Source organism: Larsenimonas rhizosphaerae (assembly GCF_026240105.1).
Taxonomy (GTDB): Bacteria; Pseudomonadota; Gammaproteobacteria; order Pseudomonadales; family Halomonadaceae; genus Larsenimonas; species Larsenimonas rhizosphaerae.
Window position 1 is genome coordinate 719621 of record NZ_JAPIVE010000001.1, and the last position, 18897, is coordinate 738517.

An 18897-nucleotide genomic window follows, 5' to 3' on the forward strand; every position below is an offset into this window, starting at 1 on the left:
AGCCTACCGGAGAATATGAATCATGAAAGGATCCAAAAGGGGCCTGTTGGGGCGTCTAATCACAGGGCGAGCGCGTTTTTTCTTCCGCATCGGGCGAGCACTCAGAACCTATGGCATGTTGTTGAAGGACTGGTGGGCCGGCCGTTATCGACCTCTGCCCAAGCGGGCCACGGTATTGATGGTGCTGGCGCTGTTGTATGTTGTTTCCCCGTTTGATCTTATACCGGACTTTATTCTGGGCTGGGGCTGGCTGGATGATATCGTCATCGGTGGCTGGCTGTTAACCCGCCTGGATGATTCGCTGGAGGACTATCGCGCGTGGCGTGCCGGTCAGGCGTCTCGTGACACCCTTCGCCATTCCTGAATTACAGCAGCAGGCAGTGCAATGAGTAATGAGGTGGATTGGCATTACGCTCTGACGCGGTACGTCAGAGGGATGCCACACACGTATGAGGCGGGCATGAACGTCGTGTCCGCCGGGCCATCCGGTGTCGAGATGAGACTGCCCTGGAAGGCCGATTTTCTGGGCGATGTATCCCGCCAGCTGATCCATGGTGGCGTGATTACCATGGTCTTGGATACGGCGTGCACCGGCACCGTACTTTGTGGTCTGGGTGATCCTCCCGAAATCTGCCCGACACTGGATCTTCGTGTTGATCATTTCCGTCCCGCGGTGGCCGGCCAGGCCCTGCTGGTGCGAGCTCGTATCACGGAAATCACGGCATCGGTCGTGTTTGTGGAAGGTGAGCTGTGGCAGGAGAATGACCAGAAGCGGGTGGCACGCGCTACGGGCTCCTTTGCCCGTCTGCCGGCCGAGGCCACGCCTGCCAATTTTGGGAGACTGCTGTGCGGACGGCCAGGTGCCGGCACGCAGGGGGTGAAACATGCCTGACACGTCCGTGGATCTCTGCTGGCTTGAGCAGTCACGTGATCGGGGCGATCCCGCTCTTGTTCTCGAGAACATGCCCTACGCCAGGGCGCTGGGCCTCGAGGTGAACGAGGATGAGCGAGGGCGCCTTTTTGTATTGCCACCACGCCGTACCAATCTGGGGAACCCCCTGCTGCCGGCCATTCATGGGGGGGTCATGGCGGCATTCATGGAGTCGGCAGCGATCATCGATCTGATGTTGTCGCTGGGCAGCCCGCGGATGCCTGCCATCATCAATTTTTCGATCGATTATCTGCGTGCCGGTCGGTTGGAGCCGGTATATGCCCGTTGCGAGCTGGTAAGAGAAGGGCGGCGGCTGGCCAATGTGCGTGTGTGCGCCTGGCAGAAGGATGAACAGCATCCGGTAGCGACGGCCAGAATGCATATCATGCTTGCCGCGCTCGATGGTATGTCATCGACTTCTGCTGATCGAAGCGCTTGAAAAATCACATCATGTTCCCCATCTAGCAGGTCAACTGGTGCTCGTAGCAACGAGCATGATTACCCTTGATCGAACGAGGATGGGTCAATGACTACTGCCACCGACGAACAGACTCTCGGCTTTCAAACGGAAGTGAAGCAGCTTTTGAATCTGATGATTCACTCGCTGTACTCCAACCGGGAAATCTTCCTGCGCGAGCTCGTGTCCAATGCTGCCGATGCCTGTGACAAGCTGCGTTACAAGGCACTGAACAACGATGCGCTGTATGAAAACGATTCCGAGCTGCGCATCGAAATCGAACATGATAGTGAAAACAATACCGTGACCCTGCGTGACAACGGTATTGGCATGAATCGCGATGATGTCATCGAAAATCTGGGCACCATTGCACGCTCCGGTACGGCTGAATTTCTCAAGCAGCTCTCCGGTGAGCAGCAAAAGGATGCACGACTGATCGGTCAGTTCGGCGTCGGATTCTATTCAGCCTTTATCGTGGCTGATGAAGTCGTCGTTCGTACCCGCAAGGCCGGTGATCAGCAGGAAGCCGGTGTGGAATGGCGCTCTCGCGGTGAAGGCGAGTTCACCATTTCAACCATCGAGCGGCCGGTACATGGCACCGAGATCGAACTTCATCTGAAGTCCGATGCAACCGAATTTGCCGATGATTATCGGTTGAAGTCACTGATTCGAAAGTATTCCGATCATATCGACATTCCCGTTCGGATGCCGACGACCCAGGAAAGCGACGAGGGTGAAAAAACCGTTACCTGGGAAACCGTCAACGAAGCACAGGCGCTGTGGGTCAAACCCAAAAGCGAGGTGACTGATGACGAATACAAGAACTTCTACAAGCATGTGTCGCACGACTATACCGACCCGCTTGGCTGGAGCCACAACAAGGTAGAAGGCAAGCTAGAGTACACCAGTCTGCTGTACGTGCCGGGCCGTGCTCCGTTTGACCTTTATCAGCGTGATGGTGCCCGTGGTCTGAAGCTGTATGTTCAACGTGTCTTCATCATGGATGACGCCGAGCAGTTCCTGCCGCTGTACCTGCGCTTTATCAAGGGTGTAGTCGATTCCAACGATCTATCCCTTAACGTATCCCGCGAGATTCTCCAGCAGGATCCCAAGGTAGAGTCGATCAAGTCAGCCTTGACCAAGCGTTCTCTGGACATGCTGAAAAAGCTGTCGAAGGATCCCGAGGCCTATCAAACCTTCTGGACCCAGTTCGGTTCGGTGCTGAAGGAAGGCCCGGGTGAGGATTACGCCAATCGCGAAAAGATTGCCGGTCTGTTGCGTTTTGCCTCGACCCATTCCGACAGCGCGCAGCAGGATCAGTCCCTCGAGGATTACATCGGGCGCATGAAGGAAGGTCAGCAGAAGATCTATTACCTGGTGGCCGATGGCTACAATGCTGCCAGCCACTCTCCGCACCTTGAAATCTTCCGCAAGAAGGGCGTGGAAGTGCTTCTACTGTCCGACCGGGTCGATGAATGGCTGATGAGCCATCTGACTGAATACGATGGTCGCCAATTTGCCGACATTGCCAAGGGTGATCTTGATCTTGGCGATGTTGAAGACGAAGAAGAGAAACAGGCGCAGGAAGAGAGTGCGAAAGCGAAGGAAGGTCTGGTCGGTCGTCTTCAGGGGGCTCTGGAAGAGCGCGTTCAGTCCGTCCGCGTGACTCATCGTCTGACCGATTCTCCGGCATGTGTCGTGCTGCCTGAAAACGAAATGGGCTATCAGATGCGTCGGATGATGGAAGCGGCCGGTCAACCACTGCCGGACGTCAAGCCCATCCTTGAAATCAATCCGGATCACGTACTGGTCAATCGCCTGGATGGCCAGAACGATGAGCATTTCAATGACATGGCGGTAGTGTTGCTGGATCAGGCAATTCTGGCCGAGGGTGGCCAGCTGGATGACCCGGCTGCCTATGTCAAACGGCTCAACAAGCTGCTGGCGCTGTAAGCGTTTCATGGCGAGTTCAAGGGCCCGCATCATGCGGGCCCTTTCACGTCTGACATCGGTGGCGATTGTGTCGCCGGGCCTGCATCTTTTGATTGATACACTCCGGGCGCCGTGGCGACGATCGTTGACAGCTCTGAGTGTTTCCTGAAATTGCCGCACATGGCCTGACAGGGTCAGACCATATACTCCCTTCGGCATGATTTTAAGATAGATCACACGTTCAACGGCATCGAAATGCTGTTAAAATCGCGATCCCTCTCAAGTGGTATGTTGTTATGTGGAAGGCATGTGTTGCACTCATCATGGCGGCAGTGTGTACGTTGCCACTGGCGCCGGCGCAGGCAGATGCCTTTACTGAATCCGGTACAATTGATATGCCGGATCTGCGTCAGTACCCAGCAGGACCACGCCGCAAGGCGGCATTTTTCAACCTGCTGATCCCAATCATTCAGACTGCCAATCAACGCATTGCGGATGATCGCCAGTGGCTGATGTCGGCGCGAACGCATCATCTTTCAAGCATTAACGATCAGATCCGGCTGGTGAGTCTGTGTGAGTCCTACAAGGTGGCATGCGATGGCAGGGGCGCTCCTCCCTGGGACAGGCTGCTCGAGCGTGTGAATACCGTGCCCATGCCGCTGGTGCTGATTCAGGCCGTGGAAGAGTCGGGCTGGGGCACATCACGCCTGGCACGAGATGGCAATAACCTCTTTGGCCTGCGCTGTTTCGGCGCCGAGTGTGGCATGGCGCAGCGCGGTACTTCCCGTCGGTTCCAGCGCTTCGAGAGTATTCAGGCAAGCGTTGATGCCTACCTCAATAACCTCAATACCCACCGGGCCTATCATTCCATGAGAGTGCGCCGGGCGACGCTCGTACAGGCTGGGCATTCGGTCAGGGCCGAGGCATTGATTCCGACGCTGCATCGGTATTCCACGCGAGGCAGTACCTATCTCAGTGCACTACGCTCCCTGCTGGGCGATAACGCGGCATTGATCAAGCGTATAAGGGATGATCAAACCGCCTGAGGATCGGGTGTCTCAGGAGCGGTCAGTGGCCAGGCCATTCTGGCACACAGGCCGCCTTCTTCCCGGTTGAAAAACGACAGCTCAGCCCCTTGCTGTCTTGCCAGCGTACTGACAATGGAAAGGCCCAGCCCGCTGCCGGACATGTGCTGGTGGTTTTGTCTAAAAAAGCGCTCGGTCATTTTGGACAGCACGTCCTCTGGCACACCCGGACCTTCATCCAGTACATCAAGAATGGCGTGAGAGGTAGTGTGGTGAAGTGACAGGGTCACTGTCGTGCCGGGAGGGCTGTAGCGCAGGGCATTATCCAGCAGATTACGGATCAGCACGCCGATTTCGGTCGCGTTTCCGGCCACTTCGATCCGCTGTTCGCCATCAATCACCAGCTGCTGCTGACGCGAGTCTGCCCAGGGCCATAGTTCCCCGGCCAGCTGGGCGGCCAGCGGATACAGGTTGATGCGTTCCTGACGCTGTGCGGCAGTATGTTCGAGCCGTGCCAGGGTCAGCAGCTGTTCTACCACTCGCTGCAGCCTTTCGATGCCCTGATAGGCCTTGCTCAGCGACTGCCTGGCTTCAGGGTCGGCGACCCGGGCGTTGTCGAGGTGAATCTTGACGCTGGCCAGCGGCGTCCGAAGTTCATGAGCAGCGTCCGAGGTGAAGCGTCGCTCCCGCTCGAGCGTGGTATGCAGGTGGCTCATGAACGTGTTGAGCGCTTCCCTGAGCGGTTCAAGTTCCAGAGGTACCTGCTCGGTGATCGGATCAAGTGCCTTGTGATGGCGGCGGCTGACCTGGCGTGACAGCCGTTCCAGTGGCTGCAGGCCGCGCAGGACCAGCATGCCGATCAACAGGGCCAGCAGCGGAATGGCAATGACGTAGGGCAGTGTATTGCTCAGTGCAATCTTGCGAGCCAGTTCCCGCTCGAATTTCTTGCGAAGTCCGATGGAAATCCAGCCCTCATCGTCGGGCAGGGGCATGCTGAAGACGCGCCATGACTGCCCGTCGTATTCCTGCCACCGATATCCGCTTTCGGTCGGTGCCGGAAAGGGCCCGTTGTCATGCCACTCGCCATCCAGCACGCGTGGGTGTCCGGCACTGTTCCAAAAACCTATCGAGATCATCCGCTCTTCATCGTAATAGCGGACTGCCTGTGCTTCCGCAGTCGGGTCAACCGGTGTCAATTGACCATCGGCCGTGTAATAACGGGCCGGATGCTTGGGTTGATTCAACTGCCGGGCGATGCGCCGGTAATCCAGATTGTCCATCCTGCCCTGGTGCAGACCCGAGACAATCCGGCTGAACTTTGCCAGTTCGGCATCGAACATCTCATCCATCTCATGCTGGCTGGTGAAATAGGCTGCCGTGATGGCCAGCCCGGCACCGGTCAGCAGTGTCAGGGTAATGGTGCGGTGCAGGTAGCGCTTGATGGACTTCATGGTGTATTCCGGTCGCGTCAGGCAGTAATCAACTGGTCATTGAGACGGTAGCCGATACCGCGCAGCGTCAGAATCAGTTCGGGAGCCAGCTTTTTTCTCAGGTGATGAATGTGGACTTCGAGCGCGTTGGACTCGATATCGTCCTGCCAGCCATACAGGACATTTTCAAGCTGAGGCCGAGTCAGAACCTGGCCCGGATGATTGGCCAGCTCACGCAGCAGGGCATATTCCCGCCGGCTCAGTGAGACCGGACGCTGCTGCCAGGTCACCTCATGGCGTGCCTCATCAATGGCCAGCGCGCCCAGTTCGATGACCTGGCGTGCCCGGCCGCTGGCCCGACGGATGACAACGCGCAGTCTGGCCAGCAGTTCATCGAGCTCGAAGGGTTTGAGAACATAGTCATCGGCCCCGGCATCCAGCCCTGCAACACGCTCATCGACATGGTCGCGTGCGGTCAGAATCAATACCGGAAGATTGGCTCGGCGACGCAGACGTGTCAGTACTTCCATGCCATCCATGCCGGGCAATCCCAGATCCAGAATCACGGCACTGAATTCGTTGCAGCGCAGTGCGTCGTCAGCCTGTCGACCGTCGGTCAGCCAGTCGACCATGTAGCCCTCGCGCACAAGTGCGGTGCGAACGCCATCTCCGAGCAGTGGATCGTCTTCTACCAGTAGTACACGCATCGCATGAGTCCTGTAGCCTGTCTGAAACACGCACTGTGCCCTTCGTGCCTTAACGTTACATTAAACCAGCAGAGCGGGCCCGTGTCGCTGGTTCGCACCTGTATATGCTGATTCGGCGGATGACCGGATCAATGTCATACTGATGGCCTGTTTACCTGACACTCTGGAGTTGTATGTTCAGCCAGCTTGTTTTCGACAATGCCTATACGCGTTTGCCGGACACCTTCTATGTTCGTCAGATGCCGGTGCCGCGCGCCGGAACACGGATTCTGGATGTCAGCCCTGCCTGTGCCGAACTTCTGGGGCTGTCCGGGCTGAAGACCGATGACCCGGAGCTGCTTGGCGTCATGTCCGGCCAGTCCCTGCCGGCCGGGGCTGACCCTCTGGCGCAGAAGTACACCGGTCACCAGTTTGGCTCCTATAATCCGGCGCTGGGCGATGGGCGCGGGTTGCTACTGGGCGAGGTTGTTACGCCATCAGGAAGCATGGATCTTCACCTCAAGGGGGCCGGCCAGACTCCCTTTTCACGGTTTGGTGACGGCAATGCAGTCCTGCGTTCCAGCCTGAGGGAGTATCTGGCCAGTGAGGCCATGGCCGGGCTTGGTATTCCTACTACACGAGCCCTGGCCGTGGCAGTCAATGATGAACATGTCAGGCGTGAGCGCGTAGAGCCCGGTGCCACGCTGCTTCGCGTGGCCGAGAGCCATGTGCGGTTCGGCCATTTTGAATGGCTGGGATTCAGTGGTCGAACCGAAGAACTTCAGGCCCTGATTGATCATGTGATTGCGCGTCACCGGCCACATCTGGCGGGGATAGAGGCGCCCGGCGCCGCCCTGTTTGACGATATCGTTCAGCGCACGGCGCAGCTGGTGGCCGACTGGCAGGCGTACGGATTTGTTCACGCTGTCATGAATACCGACAATATGTCCGCCCTGGGACTGACGCTGGATTATGGCCCCTATACGTTTCTGGATGCCTATATTCCCGACCGTGTTCCCAATCTGACGGACAGTAGCGGGCGTTATGCCTTTAATCAGCAGCCGGGGGTTGCGCTCTGGAACCTGGTGCGCCTGGCGCAGTCACTGGTGTCCTGTGCGCCTCAGGAGCAGCTTGAGGCATCGCTGCAACGCTATGAAGCGGTACTTCAGGCACGGTTCGCAGAGCGTATGCGGGCACGCTTTGGTTTGACTGGTATCGATGCAGGTGACAGTCAGCTGTGTCAGGACTGGTTGACGCTGCTGGCCGATCATCGGGCAGATTATCACCTGAGTTTTCGTGCCCTGTGTGACTATGATGGCAGCTCTGAGTCTCGTCAGGCGGTGGCACAGGTAGTGACCGCCCCGGAGTCGGTGGTATCAGACTGGTTGGATGCCTATGATCATCGCCTGTCACTGGAAACCCGTACACAGGAAGAGCGTCATACGGCAATGCGCAGCTGTAATCCCTGCAATGTATTACGCTTGCATCATATACAGGCAGTCATCGACGCAGCCACTGACGGTGATACGCGTCTGCTGAGTGAGTATCGTGCCTGCCTGCAGGCCCCCTTTACTCCCATGAGTGGCGGGCTGCGTGACTGGCAGGCACCGCCTGCGCCGGGCAGTGTATCGGTGGCCATGTCCTGCTCCTCCTGATGGGGCTGACCGGATTTTTTGCAAAGGTATCAACAGCCTAATGACTGACATGAATGAAGAGGGTCGCCCGGCGCCAGGCAGGATTGCCGTGCTGGGCGGCGGAAGTTTTGGCACGGCGCTGGCCAGCATTGCTGCGACCAAGGGTGCCCGCGTGCGCCAGTGGATGCGTGATGCAGCCCTGGCTGATGAGATTACCGCTCGTCATCACAATTCACGGTACCTGCCGGATATTGAGCTGCACGAGTCCCTGCGGGCCTCGACCTGCATGCAATGGGTGCTGGAAGATGCCGAGCTGGTGTTGATCGCCATACCCTCGGGGCATTTTCGCACGGTGGTGCGCCAGGCTCGCCCGTGGCTGAAGGCTGATCAGGTATTGCTCAGCACTACCAAGGGGATCGAGGAGAGTACCTTTTCCCTGATGAGCGAGATCCTCGTCGAGGAAACGCCCAGTCGGCATATCGGGGTGCTGTCCGGTCCCAACCTGGCTTCCGAACTGGCTGCCAGGCATGTGACGGCTACTGTAGTGGCCAGTGATGATGGGTATACACGCGCTGCTGCGCAGGCCAGTCTGAGTTGCGACTACTTTCGCGTCTATGCCAGCAATGACCGATATGGCGCAGAGCTGGGTGGAGCACTCAAGAATATCTATGCCATTGGCGTCGGTATGGCGGCCGCCATGGGTATGGGTGCCAATACCAAGAGTATGCTGATTACACGTGCACTAGCGGAAATGAGCCGGTTTGCCGTCAACCTGGGGGCCAGCCCGCTGACCTTTCTGGGCCTTGCCGGCGTCGGCGACCTGATCGTGACCTGCTCGAGCGAACTGTCGCGCAACTATCGGATCGGCTTTGCCGTGGGGCAGGGTGTGGCGCTTGAAGATGCCGTAGCCTCGCTGGGTCAGGTGGCCGAGGGGGTCAATACCGTGCGTCTCGTGCATGAGCGTGCCGAGCGTGAGGGGATTTACATGCCGCTGGCCAGCGGGCTTTATCATGTGCTGTTCAATGGGGTGCCACCTTCGGAAATGGGGCTTTCCCTGATGCGCAGCGAGCATAGCAGTGACGTTGAATTTACATTGTCCCGGCAGGATGCACAGCGGGACCATCATACGTTGTCCAAAACCAATCAGGAGTCTCGCTCATGAAACTGTTTGTCATGCGTCACGGTGAAGCCGCGTCGGGTACGCCGGATGCGTCCCGCCCGCTGGAACCGCTGGGCGAAGAAGAAGCACAGCGAACAGCACAGTGGCTGAAACATTATTTGAGCGACGACGAGATGGCGGAGCTCAACATCATTGCCAGCCCCTACAAGCGTGCCCGTCAGACCGCCGATATCGTTGCGCGTACGCTTGGTCTGTCATCCAGTCTGGCGTTGCCCCTGATCACGCCGGATGCACCAGCCGAGTCAGCCATTGACTGGCTGGCCGAGCATGCCTCCGACGGCAGCCCGTGGCTGCTGGTCAGTCATATGCCGCTGGTGGCCGATCTGGTGGGGCGTCTGGTGGATGGTGGTCCCCATGCCAGACTGCCGCTGGGTACGGCAGATATCGTGGCTCTTGAATCCGAAGTATGGGCAGCCGGGTGTGCCACGCTCAGGGTTCATCAATCACCGAATCAGATTGAGAGGCCGGATCATTAATGAGTTATATCGTTACCAATCGCGTACCGGTCAAGGCAGCGTGGCACGAGGAGTTTGAGCGTAGGTTTCGCGCCCGGGCCGGCCAGATTGATGCCCAGCCCGGATTTGTGAGGATGCGTATCCTGCGTCCAACCGAAGAATCAACGCCATGGGTGGTCGAAACCGAATGGGAAAATGAATCGGCGTTCCGGCAATGGGTCGGCAGCGATGATTTTCGCAAGGCCCACGCCGATCCGATGCCGAAAGAGGCGTTCGGTGACGGTGGAGGCCTTGAGCAGTTCGATGTGGTCATCGACTCCGATCACTCAGAGTAATCCGCCGGCCTGAAGTAAAAAGATCCCGAGGGTGATGACAAGGCCGGTCGACAGTGTGGTGATGGCGATGATGTTGGCTGCCAGGACATGGTTACCGTTCATCGCCTTGGCCATGACAAAGCTGGTTGCGGCCGAGGGGCTGGCGAAATAGAGAAACAGGATGCCAAGCTCCTCGTTGCGAAAGCCCAGCAGGGCAGCCACCGACACGGCTCCCAGGGGAATGGCGACCATCTTGATCAGGCTGGCCCCCAGCGCTTCCCGGCTGGCGTGCATGACCGACGCCAGAGAAAGGGTGCCGCCAATGCATATCAATGCCAAAGGCAGGGTCATGCGGGCAAAGTATTCCGCTGACGTATGCAGCCATTGGGGCAGGTGCAGCCCTGTGGCAACAAACACAAGTGCTGCCAGAACGGAAATGATCAGCGGGTTTTTGGCAATCCGTGCCGCAATGCTGACAGGGCTGATGCGAGCGCCCGGTTGATAAAGCGCCAGCACGATGACCGACAGCACGTTGTAGATGACAATGACGGCACCGGCCAGAATGCCGCCGATGGATAGCCCCGTATCGCCATACATGCTGGCAGCCAGTGCCAGCCCCACGATACCGCAGTTGCCACGAAAGGCTCCCTGAACGTATACCCCTCGATCCGCCGGGGGGATTCGCCGGCAGGCCCAGCCCCAGGTCAGCATGAAGCTGATGACAGTGGCCATGACAAAATAAAGAATAACGGCAGGGCGAAAGGCCTGACTGAAGTCGGCATCAGCAATGCTTATGAAGATCAACGTGGGCATTGCACCCTTGAATACCAGTGATGATCCGGTATCGATGAAGGCGTGGTCAATCCAGTTCAATCTTTTAAGCACGATCCCCAGAATGACCATCGCAAAGACCGGCAGGGTAATATTGAGGGTTTCGATCAACAGCGATAACAGGGGCATGGCAGATTATCCGGGCAGCGTCATGAAGGCATAGGCGATCGCAATCACCACGATGATCAAGAAAAGGCCATAGCGGCGTGGGCGACGAGGTCCTGAAGTCATGAGACACTCCTTGTTTTAGCGGCAATAACGTACCGGGGCTCCGGCGCGAGGCAGTTTACGTGATGTGGCTGCTGCCGCCTATTCTTGTGATGAACCTTGAGCTGACCATGACGACTTCCTTTAATCGATCCCTTCCCGATGACGTAGCTCCACACCCTGTCAGCCTTGCCGATGGTCGGCTGGCAGGTCTTGCCTGGGGGCGTGCTGGCGCACCTCTTGTTATCGCGCTTCATGGCTGGCTGGATAATTCCATGAGCTATTCCCGGCTGGCGCCGGCCCTGGTTTGCCAGCATGACATCTACCTGGTGGCACTCGATCTGTCCGGTCACGGCCATTCCGACTGGCTCCCCGGGCGGCTTGACTATGCCCTGTGGGACTATGTCCAGGATGTGCTGGATACTCTGGATCATTACACACAGGACGAGGTCACGGTGATCGGCCATTCCATGGGGGCCAGTGTGGCGCTGCTTGCCAGTCTGGCTGACACGCGTATCCGGCAGTTATGGCTGATCGATGGTCTGGGCATGTTGACTACACCTGCCACGGAGGCCGCCGAGCAGCTGAAAAGGGGGATTCGTGGCCTGCGCCGTTCGACTCCCCGGCGCCCCACTTATCCGGATGCTCAGGCAGCAGTGAGGGCGCGGGTGAAAGGCGGCGTGACGGCTGTTGATGATGATGTGGCCTGGCAACTGGTTCCCCGCAATCTGGAAGCCATTGATGGTGCCGTGCGTCTGCGGACTGATCCACGATTAATGCGCCCGTCACTGGTGCGCTTCACGCCTGCCCAGCGCGATGCCATCCTTCAGTCAGTGACAGTGCCGGTTGCGCTGATTGAAGCCGATCAGGGCATTCTGGGTGAAGCCCCTCATGCAGTGCGTTCGCGGGCGTGCCTGCCGACTCTGACACGGCACTGCCTCCCGGGGGGGCATCACCTGCATCTTGAGTTGGATCGTATCGACGAGGTGGCGTCGCTGTTTCATTTCCGAACCGGCAGTGTCGATAGTATGTAAAGCGCACGACAGAGGGCAGGACATGGCACGTATTGCGTTGGTGCTGGGCAGCGGCGGGGCGAGAGGCTACGCCCATATCGGGGTCATTGACGAGCTTGAGGCGCGAGGGCATGAAATAGTCGCTGTTTCAGGATGTTCGATGGGCGCAGTCATCGGGGGAATCTATGCTGCCGGGCGGCTGGAAGAGTACCGGGACTGGGTTACTCGATTGAGTTTTCTGGATGTATTGCGGCTGGTGGACATTGCCTGGGGAGCCATGGGGGCCATGCGGGCCACCAAGATCATGGGACGGCTTGAATGCCTGCTCAGTGATATCTGCATCGAGGACTTGCCGCTGTCCTTTACGGCAGTAGCCACTGACATGAGTGCCCAGCGCGAAGTGTGGTTTCAGCGTGGTTCGCTGCTGGAGGCCATTCGGGCCTCCATTGCCATTCCCGGGCTCATTACGCCGCTGCGCCATGAAGGCCGCCTGCTGGCGGACGGGGGGCTGCTTAATCCCCTGCCGATCATTCCGGCCATGGCCGCCAGTGCCGAGTGGATTGTAGCCGTCAACGCGACAGCGCCGTCGCCCCGTAACGTGACGCTGGAAGAGCTGTTGCCGGTGGCCTTGCCGACGCCGCGCGAGGACAGGTCAAGCTGGATTGCTCTGGTCAAGCAGCGCTGGATGCCTGCTGGAGCAGGCGATGACGGGGTGGCTGCTTCCGAGCCGCAGGCCGAGCCGGAGGGACGTGCCGAACGTGCCTGGGGCAAGCTCGATCTGATGCTGCGCTCCTTCGACATTACTCAGGCCGCCCTAGCACAGTACAAGATTGCCGGTTATCCGCCGGACGTGCTGGTCAATATTCCCAAGTCGGTCTGTGGCTCTCACGAATTCCAGCGCGCCGGGCCCATGATCGAGCTGGGGCGTCACCTGGCCCGTGATGCACTGGACCGGTTCAATGCCGGTTACAGTGAAGCCTGACCCCGGCGCTTGAGCAGCACATAAACGGCGCCGGTTCCACCATCCTTCTCAAGGCTCGAGCAGAAGGCCAGCACTTCGGGAAGTTCGCGAAGCCAGGCATTGACATGGCTTTTGATGACCGGATACCCGGCGATGCCGGAGCGAGCCTTGCCGTGTACCACAATGACGCAACGAAGCTGCTTGCCCACGGCTTCGCTCAGAAATCCTTCCAGTTCCAGCCGTGCCTCATCGACCGTATATCCGTGAAGGTCAAGCCCGGACTGCCAGCTGATGGCACCGCGCCTGAGTTGCTGCAACGTGCGGTAGGGCATGTCCGGCAGGGCAAAGTGAAGTGACTCGGACGGGCGCACCGGCAGCACCCGGCCATCGGAAGTGCGGCTTGAGACCGAGGTTGGATCATTATGGGATTCCGCCGCTGCGCGCCGTGCACGCCGGTCGATGGGAGGCTGTGTTCGGGGCAGGGAGGCCCTGTTGTGTTGTATCCGGCGAACGCCCATGCCTTTCATGTTGTTATAAAAGAGATCGGTATCGTCAGGGTCATCAATCGACATGGGGTACTCGTCGGTATATCGCGGCATGAATGGAAGTCGCCCGTTTCGAGCAGGACCTGCCCCGTAGTATAAGCCTGGATGGAACACTGTAAAACGCCGACGCCTGACAAGGGCGCATCGGGCGGTTAAACTGACGGCCAAAACCCTGCGGGGTGCCCACGCATGAATGTCAGGAGCCCTTAGGTGCTTTCTTCTTCCTTTCCGGAGGCTACTGCCCCGGTCGATGTACTTGCCCTGGATGATGCCACGCTGGCCGATGAAGTGGTCACGCTGCGCGATTGTATTCGTCTTGCCCTGAGCTGCTTTCAGGCCCACCGGCTCTATTATGGTCATGGTACGGCATCTGCCTGGGATGAGGCTGTCGCACTTGTACTGGGAGCACTTCATCTTCCCCATGATGTGGATCCTGCCGTCATCGATGCGCGTGTTCTGATGGCCGAGCGCCGCCGGATCATCGCCTTGATTCGTCGTCGGGCGCTTGAGCGCGAACCCCTGCCGTACCTGCTGGGAGAAGCCTGGTTTGCAGGACTGCCGTTTGAAGTAACGCCGGATGTGCTGATTCCGCGTTCCCCGATTGCCGAGTTGATCGAAGAGGGGTTCATCGACTGGTTTGACGACGCGCCACCAGCACGTGTGCTGGATCTGTGCACTGGTTCGGGCTGTATTGGTATTGCCACGGCGATGGTGCTTTCCACTACCGAGGTGGTGCTGTCTGATATCAGTAATGAGGCGCTGGCGGTGGCACGACGCAATATTGATCGCTTTGATACCGGTGGTCGGGTCAGTGCCGTGCAAAGTGATGTATTTGATCATCTGGCCGGAGAGCGATTTGATCTGATTGTCTCCAATCCGCCTTACGTTGATGCGCGTGACATGACCACCATGCCGGCCGAGTTCGGTCATGAGCCGGAGCTCGCGCTGGCAGCCGGCGATGACGGGCTGGATATCGTGCGTCGAATTCTGGCGGATGCTCACCGGCACCTGACCCCTCAGGGAGTGCTGATTGTCGAGGTCGGCAACTCGGCACAGCACCTTGAGGCGGCCTTCCCGGACGTGCCGTTTCACTGGCTTTCATTTGAACGCGGTGGTGAGGGCGTGTTCGCGTTGACCTTCGACGCCCTGGTGGTCTGTCAGGACATACTGGCGATCTAAACCGATGGCAGGCGGCGCCTGTCTTATTGCTCGATCAGGAATCTTTCATGTCTGGAAATACCTTTGGCCGCTTGTTTACGGTCACCACCTTTGGTGAGAGTCATGGTGCTGCGCTGGGCGCGATCGTTGACGGGTGCCCACCGGGCATCGAGCTCAGTGAAGCCGACCTGCAGGGGGATCTTGACCGGCGTCGCCCTGGTACGTCGCGCCATACCACCCAGCGGCGCGAACCGGATCAGGTACGTATCCTGTCCGGTGTATTTGAAGGCCGTACTACCGGGACCAGTATCGGTCTGCTGATCGAAAATACGGATCAGCGCTCGAAGGACTATTCCAGCATCAAGGATATCTTTCGTCCGGCCCACGCAGACTATACCTATCACCACAAGTACGGTGAGCGGGATTATCGTGGTGGTGGGCGCTCCAGTGCACGTGAAACGGCCATGAGAGTGGCTGCCGGTGCCATTGCCAGGAAGTTTCTGGCAACCCGCGGCGTCATTATCCGTGGTTATATGAGCCAGCTGGGGCCGATAAAAATTCCCTTCAAGCGCTGGGAAGGAGTCAACGATAACCCGTTCTTCTCACCGGACCCTGATATTGTGCCCGAGCTTGAAGCCTATATGGACCAGCTTCGTCGTGATCAGGACAGCGTGGGCGCGCGTATCACCGTGGTGGCAGATAATGTGCCGGTCGGGCTGGGAGAGCCGGTCTTTGATCGGCTGGATGCTGATCTGGCTCACGCCATGATGGGGATCAATGCCGTCAAGGGCGTTGAAATAGGGGATGGCTTTGACGTTGTATCCCAGCGCGGCAGTGAGCATCGAGATGAAATGACGCCGGAAGGCTTTTTATCCAATCACGCCGGCGGCGTACTGGGCGGCCTGTCATCGGGTCAGCCATTGGTCGTGCATCTGGCGCTGAAGCCGACCTCCAGCATTACCACGCCCGGACGGTCCATCGATGTGCATGGCAATGGCGTTGATGTCATCACCAAGGGGCGACATGACCCGTGCGTCGGCATACGTGCCACGCCCATCGCCGAGGCCATGATGGCTTTGACGCTGGCCGATCATCTGATGCGTCACCGTGGTCAGAACGCCGATGTTCAGGTCAGCACACCGGTCCTTGGCATGAAAGAGTAGTCTGCTATCTTATTGCCCATCGATGCTTTGATCAGGACACCGTGATGACTGTGTGTGACCAACACATGTTTGACACTCTTTGCAGGGAAGCAGGGGATGTTGTAGCGACCGAGCCGCTGCTGGCCTCGGCCATGCACTCGCAGGTACTGTCGTGCCGTAATCTGGCCGGCATAATGGCCAATGTGCTGGCGCGCAAGCTTGCCAATGAAATGCTGCCGCTGACGTCGCTGCTGACGCTGTTCCAGGAAATCTACCAGGCGCATCCCGAACTGCTGGACCATGCGGTGCTTGATATCACTGCAATTCTGGAGCGTGATGCGGCTGCAGAGTCCGCGCTGGCCGTGGTGCTGTACCAGAAGGGGTTTATCGCCCTGCAGGTTCATCGCGGTGCACACGTGCTGTGGAAGGATAAGCGCATCATGATGGCCGGCATGCTGCAAAACCGTAGTTCCGAAGTGTTCGGTGTGGATATTCATCCGGCGTGCCCGATCGGGCACGGTGTCATGTTTGATCACGCAACAGGTATTGTTATCGGTCAGACTGCCTCGGTCGGCAATAATGTGTCGATCATGCAGGGTGTTACGCTGGGCGGAACAGGCAAGACAGCCGGTGACCGACATCCAAAAGTGCAGCACGGCGTACTGATCGGTGCCAGTGCCACTGTGCTGGGCAATCTGATGATCGGCTCAGGCGCGCAGATCGGCGCGGGCAGTGTAGTGCTGGATGATGTGGCGCCTCACACGACGGTGGTGGGCGTTCCTGCTCGGCGAGTAGGCCGGCCCCGATGCCCGAGTCCGTCCGTCACGCTTGAGCATGGTGCCTTTGAACGGGATGTACCTGATGCCTCTGACTGGCAGTCAGCCAGTGGGCGTTAGTAACAGGAATACTGTTGTAAATAAAAAAGGTCGCCTGGAAGGCGACCTTTTTCATGCCGGATACTTTTTTAGAACTGCCAGCCGACACCCAGGTAGTAGCCCCAGCCGGTGGAGCGAACGTGGAACGGCCCATCACCGAAGTTCAACTCGGCATCATCGTTCCATTGCCCCCCATTATGGAAATAACGGGCCACGGCCATGAACCTCAGGTGCGTGAATGAATACAGCAATACGTTGGTGGCCACTACGGATTCGTTGGTGCGTGAGGCATCGCGGTCGCCCAGGTCCGAGCCGAAATCGTAGTTGGTGAACCCGACGTAATCGAGCTTGGCGCCGTTGCCAAAGGTGGCCAGCGGCAGGAAGTACTTGGCCTGTGCCCGGTAGCCGTCCCACTGATCTTCATTGGCGGCGCCGTAGTTATCACCCTGGTAGCGCTTGTAGAAATTGAATGACAGGCCGACCGGGGTATGCGTGTCAATATCGGTGCCAATCCCGGCATACAGTGTACTCTGACGGTTATTCGAGTTGTGGCCCCAGTCGAAGATATAGTCCACGGCCAGGTACCATTCCTTGATGGGCCCCAGACTCAAATCCATGTCACTGGCCTTGTTCAGGGACAGGCGAGGTTCAAGCTCGGCAAACAGGGGAGAACCGTTGTCGAAAATGCCGCTGTCGGCCCCATTACCCGTACCAAAGAACTTGGGTAGATCGATATAGCCGTACAGATCCCAGGGTCCCTTGCGACCGAAGAATTCGTATTCCAGATAGATGTCATCAACCTGCTGTGGACCAAAACGAATATTCTTGCTGCCGATGATGGTGACATTCTGGTTGTACCAGTCAGACAGGTATTCGCTGCGAGGTGCCTGCTCGGTGGTTTCGTAACTGGCAGTCTGGCCGGCAGCATCTTCGCCGGTGGCCTGATCTGCGGCCTGTGAGGTCAATGGCAGCAAGGTGAGCGCGCCGAGTAACGGCAGGGTACGGGCAAGAGGAAAGGCCCTGACATGGCCGTCAGCGCGGGAGCAGGTTTTCAATGTCATGGTAGGTAACCGATTATTGTCGTTGTCGTGCCAGTATCAGTAAGATCTGATCATCTGGTCAGAACGCCAAGATTGCCCGCCTATCCATTGAAATTCAAGCAGATTGCTGCGCTTCATTAATGGCATGTGGCAATCGCCGTGCCTGCTCCAGTAGATCGATCATGGCCCTGGCCGCATTGGACAGTGTGCGGTGACGATGAAACAGATAGCCCAGTGGGCGCTCGATGGGCGGGTGCTCCAGCGGCAGGACGACCATATCATCGCTGATCATGGTCTCTGGCATGACGCTCCAGCCCAAACCGATGGTTACCATCATCTTGAGGGTTTCGAGATAGTTGGTCGACATCGCCACATCAATATTTAGCTGCTGTCGTGCGAAGCTTTCCATCACAATGCCGCGGGTAAAGGTCATTTCGCCGGGGAGCACGGCCGGATAATGTGACAGGTCAGCCAGCTGGCTGACGGGATGTGTTGCCAGGGGGTGATCCTGCGCGCAGACAAACCGCAACCGATCTGTCCAGACCGGAACGCTGACAAGGGCGGGGTTGGGGGCAGGGGACATGGTGACGATGCCCAACTCCAGGTCTCCTGACAGTACGCCGGCATAGGCTTTTTCAGAATCCAGAAAGCGCATGTCGAGACGTACGGCAGGGTGTTTGCGGGTAAAGTGCTTCAAAAGTGGCGGCAGGCGATGAAGGCCGACATGGTGGCTGGTAGCCAGCACAAGGCTGCCCTGCACATCCCCCTGCAGGTTGGAGAGTGCCCGTCGAGTGTCATCGAACATGGCCAGAATCTGGTGAGCGCGAGGCATCAGCAGGCGTCCGGCTTCGGTCAGGTTGATTCGTCTGCCGATGCGGTCAAACAGTCTACTGCCGACCTGTGTTTCAAGTACGGCAATGCGCTTGCTGATGGCGGGCTGCGTCAGGTGAAGCTGTTCGGCCGCCTGGGAAAAGGAGCTGGTTTGCGCCACGGCCAGAAAGGCCTTCAGGCTTTGTGTATCCATTGCTATTCCTTACTGGAATCCATGGGATAAAAAACATGAATTGATTTTATGGTAGCA

The 18897-nt window shown here is 58.2% G+C and carries 20 protein-coding genes; 14 read left to right on the forward strand and 6 right to left on the reverse strand.

Features of this window, described 5'->3' with window-relative positions:
• Positions 1–22 precede the first annotated feature (22 nt).
• The 5 genes from OQ287_RS03340 (at position 23) to OQ287_RS03360 (ending at position 4366) form a co-directional block, all read left to right on the forward strand.
• Positions 23–364 (forward strand): YkvA family protein, encoded by a 342-nt coding sequence (locus OQ287_RS03340; protein ID WP_250936594.1) that lies wholly within the window; start codon positions 23–25, stop codon positions 362–364.
• A 96-nt stretch (positions 365–460) separates the two neighbouring features.
• A complete protein-coding gene (locus OQ287_RS03345; RefSeq protein ID WP_250936595.1) occupies positions 461–892 on the forward strand; it encodes a PaaI family thioesterase in 432 nt (143 codons plus the stop codon).
• Complete coding sequence (locus OQ287_RS03350) at positions 885–1370, forward strand: PaaI family thioesterase (protein WP_250936596.1); 486 nt, start codon at positions 885–887, stop codon at positions 1368–1370. The genes OQ287_RS03345 and OQ287_RS03350 overlap by 8 nt, the downstream gene beginning before the upstream one ends.
• An 87-nt stretch (positions 1371–1457) precedes the next feature.
• On the forward strand, positions 1458–3341 hold the full coding sequence (gene htpG, locus OQ287_RS03355; protein WP_265895577.1) for a molecular chaperone HtpG: 1884 nt from the start codon (positions 1458–1460) through the stop codon (positions 3339–3341).
• Positions 3342–3643: 302 nt separating this feature from the next.
• Positions 3644–4366 (forward strand): protein bax, encoded by a 723-nt coding sequence (locus tag OQ287_RS03360; RefSeq protein WP_265895578.1) that lies wholly within the window; start codon positions 3644–3646, stop codon positions 4364–4366.
• Here OQ287_RS03360 and OQ287_RS03365 read toward each other — a convergent pair.
• Both OQ287_RS03365 and OQ287_RS03370 read right to left on the reverse strand, forming a co-directional pair.
• Positions 4354–5796: an ATP-binding protein gene (locus tag OQ287_RS03365; protein WP_265895579.1), complete on the reverse strand. Its 1443-nt coding sequence runs from the start codon at positions 5794–5796 to the stop codon at positions 4354–4356. The genes OQ287_RS03360 and OQ287_RS03365 overlap by 13 nt on opposite strands.
• Before the next feature lie 17 nt (positions 5797–5813).
• Positions 5814–6482 carry a response regulator gene (locus OQ287_RS03370; RefSeq protein WP_250936600.1) on the reverse strand — a complete coding sequence of 223 codons (669 nt, stop codon included), beginning with the start codon at positions 6480–6482 and terminating at the stop codon, positions 5814–5816.
• 173 nt (positions 6483–6655) lie between these two features.
• Here OQ287_RS03370 and OQ287_RS03375 point away from each other — a divergent pair, with 173 nt between their 5' ends.
• Genes OQ287_RS03375 through OQ287_RS03390 form a run of 4 tightly spaced genes read left to right on the forward strand, consistent with a single transcriptional unit; the run spans position 6656 to position 10065 of the window.
• Complete coding sequence (locus OQ287_RS03375; protein ID WP_265895580.1) at positions 6656–8116, forward strand: protein adenylyltransferase SelO; 1461 nt, start codon at positions 6656–6658, stop codon at positions 8114–8116.
• Positions 8117–8156: 40 nt separating this feature from the next.
• A complete protein-coding gene (locus OQ287_RS03380; RefSeq protein ID WP_407658219.1) occupies positions 8157–9257 on the forward strand; it encodes an NAD(P)H-dependent glycerol-3-phosphate dehydrogenase in 1101 nt (366 codons plus the stop codon).
• The gene (sixA, locus tag OQ287_RS03385) at positions 9254–9751 is read left to right on the forward strand and encodes a phosphohistidine phosphatase SixA (protein WP_265895581.1); all 498 of its coding nucleotides are present in this window, start codon (positions 9254–9256) and stop codon (positions 9749–9751) included. The genes OQ287_RS03380 and sixA overlap by 4 nt, the downstream gene beginning before the upstream one ends.
• Complete coding sequence (locus OQ287_RS03390) at positions 9751–10065, forward strand: antibiotic biosynthesis monooxygenase family protein (RefSeq protein WP_265895582.1); 315 nt, start codon at positions 9751–9753, stop codon at positions 10063–10065. The genes sixA and OQ287_RS03390 overlap by 1 nt, the downstream gene beginning before the upstream one ends.
• Here OQ287_RS03390 and OQ287_RS03395 read toward each other — a convergent pair.
• On the reverse strand, positions 10057–11004 hold the full coding sequence (locus OQ287_RS03395) for an AEC family transporter (RefSeq protein WP_265895583.1): 948 nt from the start codon (positions 11002–11004) through the stop codon (positions 10057–10059). The genes OQ287_RS03390 and OQ287_RS03395 overlap by 9 nt on opposite strands.
• Positions 11005–11213: 209 nt before the next feature.
• Between OQ287_RS03395 and OQ287_RS03400 the strand changes: the two genes are divergently transcribed.
• Positions 11214–12116 carry an alpha/beta fold hydrolase gene (locus OQ287_RS03400; protein ID WP_265895584.1) on the forward strand — a complete coding sequence of 301 codons (903 nt, stop codon included), beginning with the start codon at positions 11214–11216 and terminating at the stop codon, positions 12114–12116.
• Positions 12117–12138: 22 nt separating this feature from the next.
• Positions 12139–13077 carry a patatin-like phospholipase family protein gene (locus OQ287_RS03405; RefSeq protein ID WP_265895585.1) on the forward strand — a complete coding sequence of 313 codons (939 nt, stop codon included), beginning with the start codon at positions 12139–12141 and terminating at the stop codon, positions 13075–13077.
• Here the strand turns inward: OQ287_RS03405 and OQ287_RS03410 are convergent.
• Positions 13062–13655, reverse strand: a complete 594-nt coding sequence (locus OQ287_RS03410) for a Smr/MutS family protein (RefSeq protein ID WP_407658220.1) — start codon at positions 13653–13655, stop codon at positions 13062–13064. The genes OQ287_RS03405 and OQ287_RS03410 overlap by 16 nt on opposite strands.
• Positions 13656–13811: 156 nt before the next feature.
• On the opposite strand from OQ287_RS03410, the gene prmB reads away from it, so the two are divergent.
• From prmB to epsC, 3 genes are all read left to right on the forward strand, one after another.
• Entirely contained in the window at positions 13812–14780 is a 969-nt protein-coding gene (gene prmB, locus OQ287_RS03415; protein ID WP_265895586.1) for a 50S ribosomal protein L3 N(5)-glutamine methyltransferase, read from the forward strand.
• 47 nt (positions 14781–14827) lie between these two features.
• Positions 14828–15922 (forward strand): chorismate synthase, encoded by a 1095-nt coding sequence (aroC, locus tag OQ287_RS03420; RefSeq protein ID WP_250936608.1) that lies wholly within the window; start codon positions 14828–14830, stop codon positions 15920–15922.
• Positions 15923–15987: 65 nt separating this feature from the next.
• Positions 15988–16797, forward strand: coding sequence for a serine O-acetyltransferase EpsC (gene epsC / locus OQ287_RS03425; RefSeq protein ID WP_265895587.1), 810 nt, complete (start codon positions 15988–15990; stop codon positions 16795–16797).
• Between the two features lie 68 nt (positions 16798–16865).
• On the opposite strand, the gene OQ287_RS03430 is transcribed toward epsC, so the two are convergent.
• Together OQ287_RS03430 and OQ287_RS03435 are read right to left on the reverse strand one after the other, a co-directional pair.
• On the reverse strand, positions 16866–17837 hold the full coding sequence (locus OQ287_RS03430) for a nucleoside-specific channel-forming protein Tsx (RefSeq protein WP_265895588.1): 972 nt from the start codon (positions 17835–17837) through the stop codon (positions 16866–16868).
• Between the two features lie 94 nt (positions 17838–17931).
• Positions 17932–18840, reverse strand: coding sequence for a LysR family transcriptional regulator (locus OQ287_RS03435; RefSeq protein ID WP_265895589.1), 909 nt, complete (start codon positions 18838–18840; stop codon positions 17932–17934).
• Positions 18841–18897 lie beyond the last annotated feature (57 nt).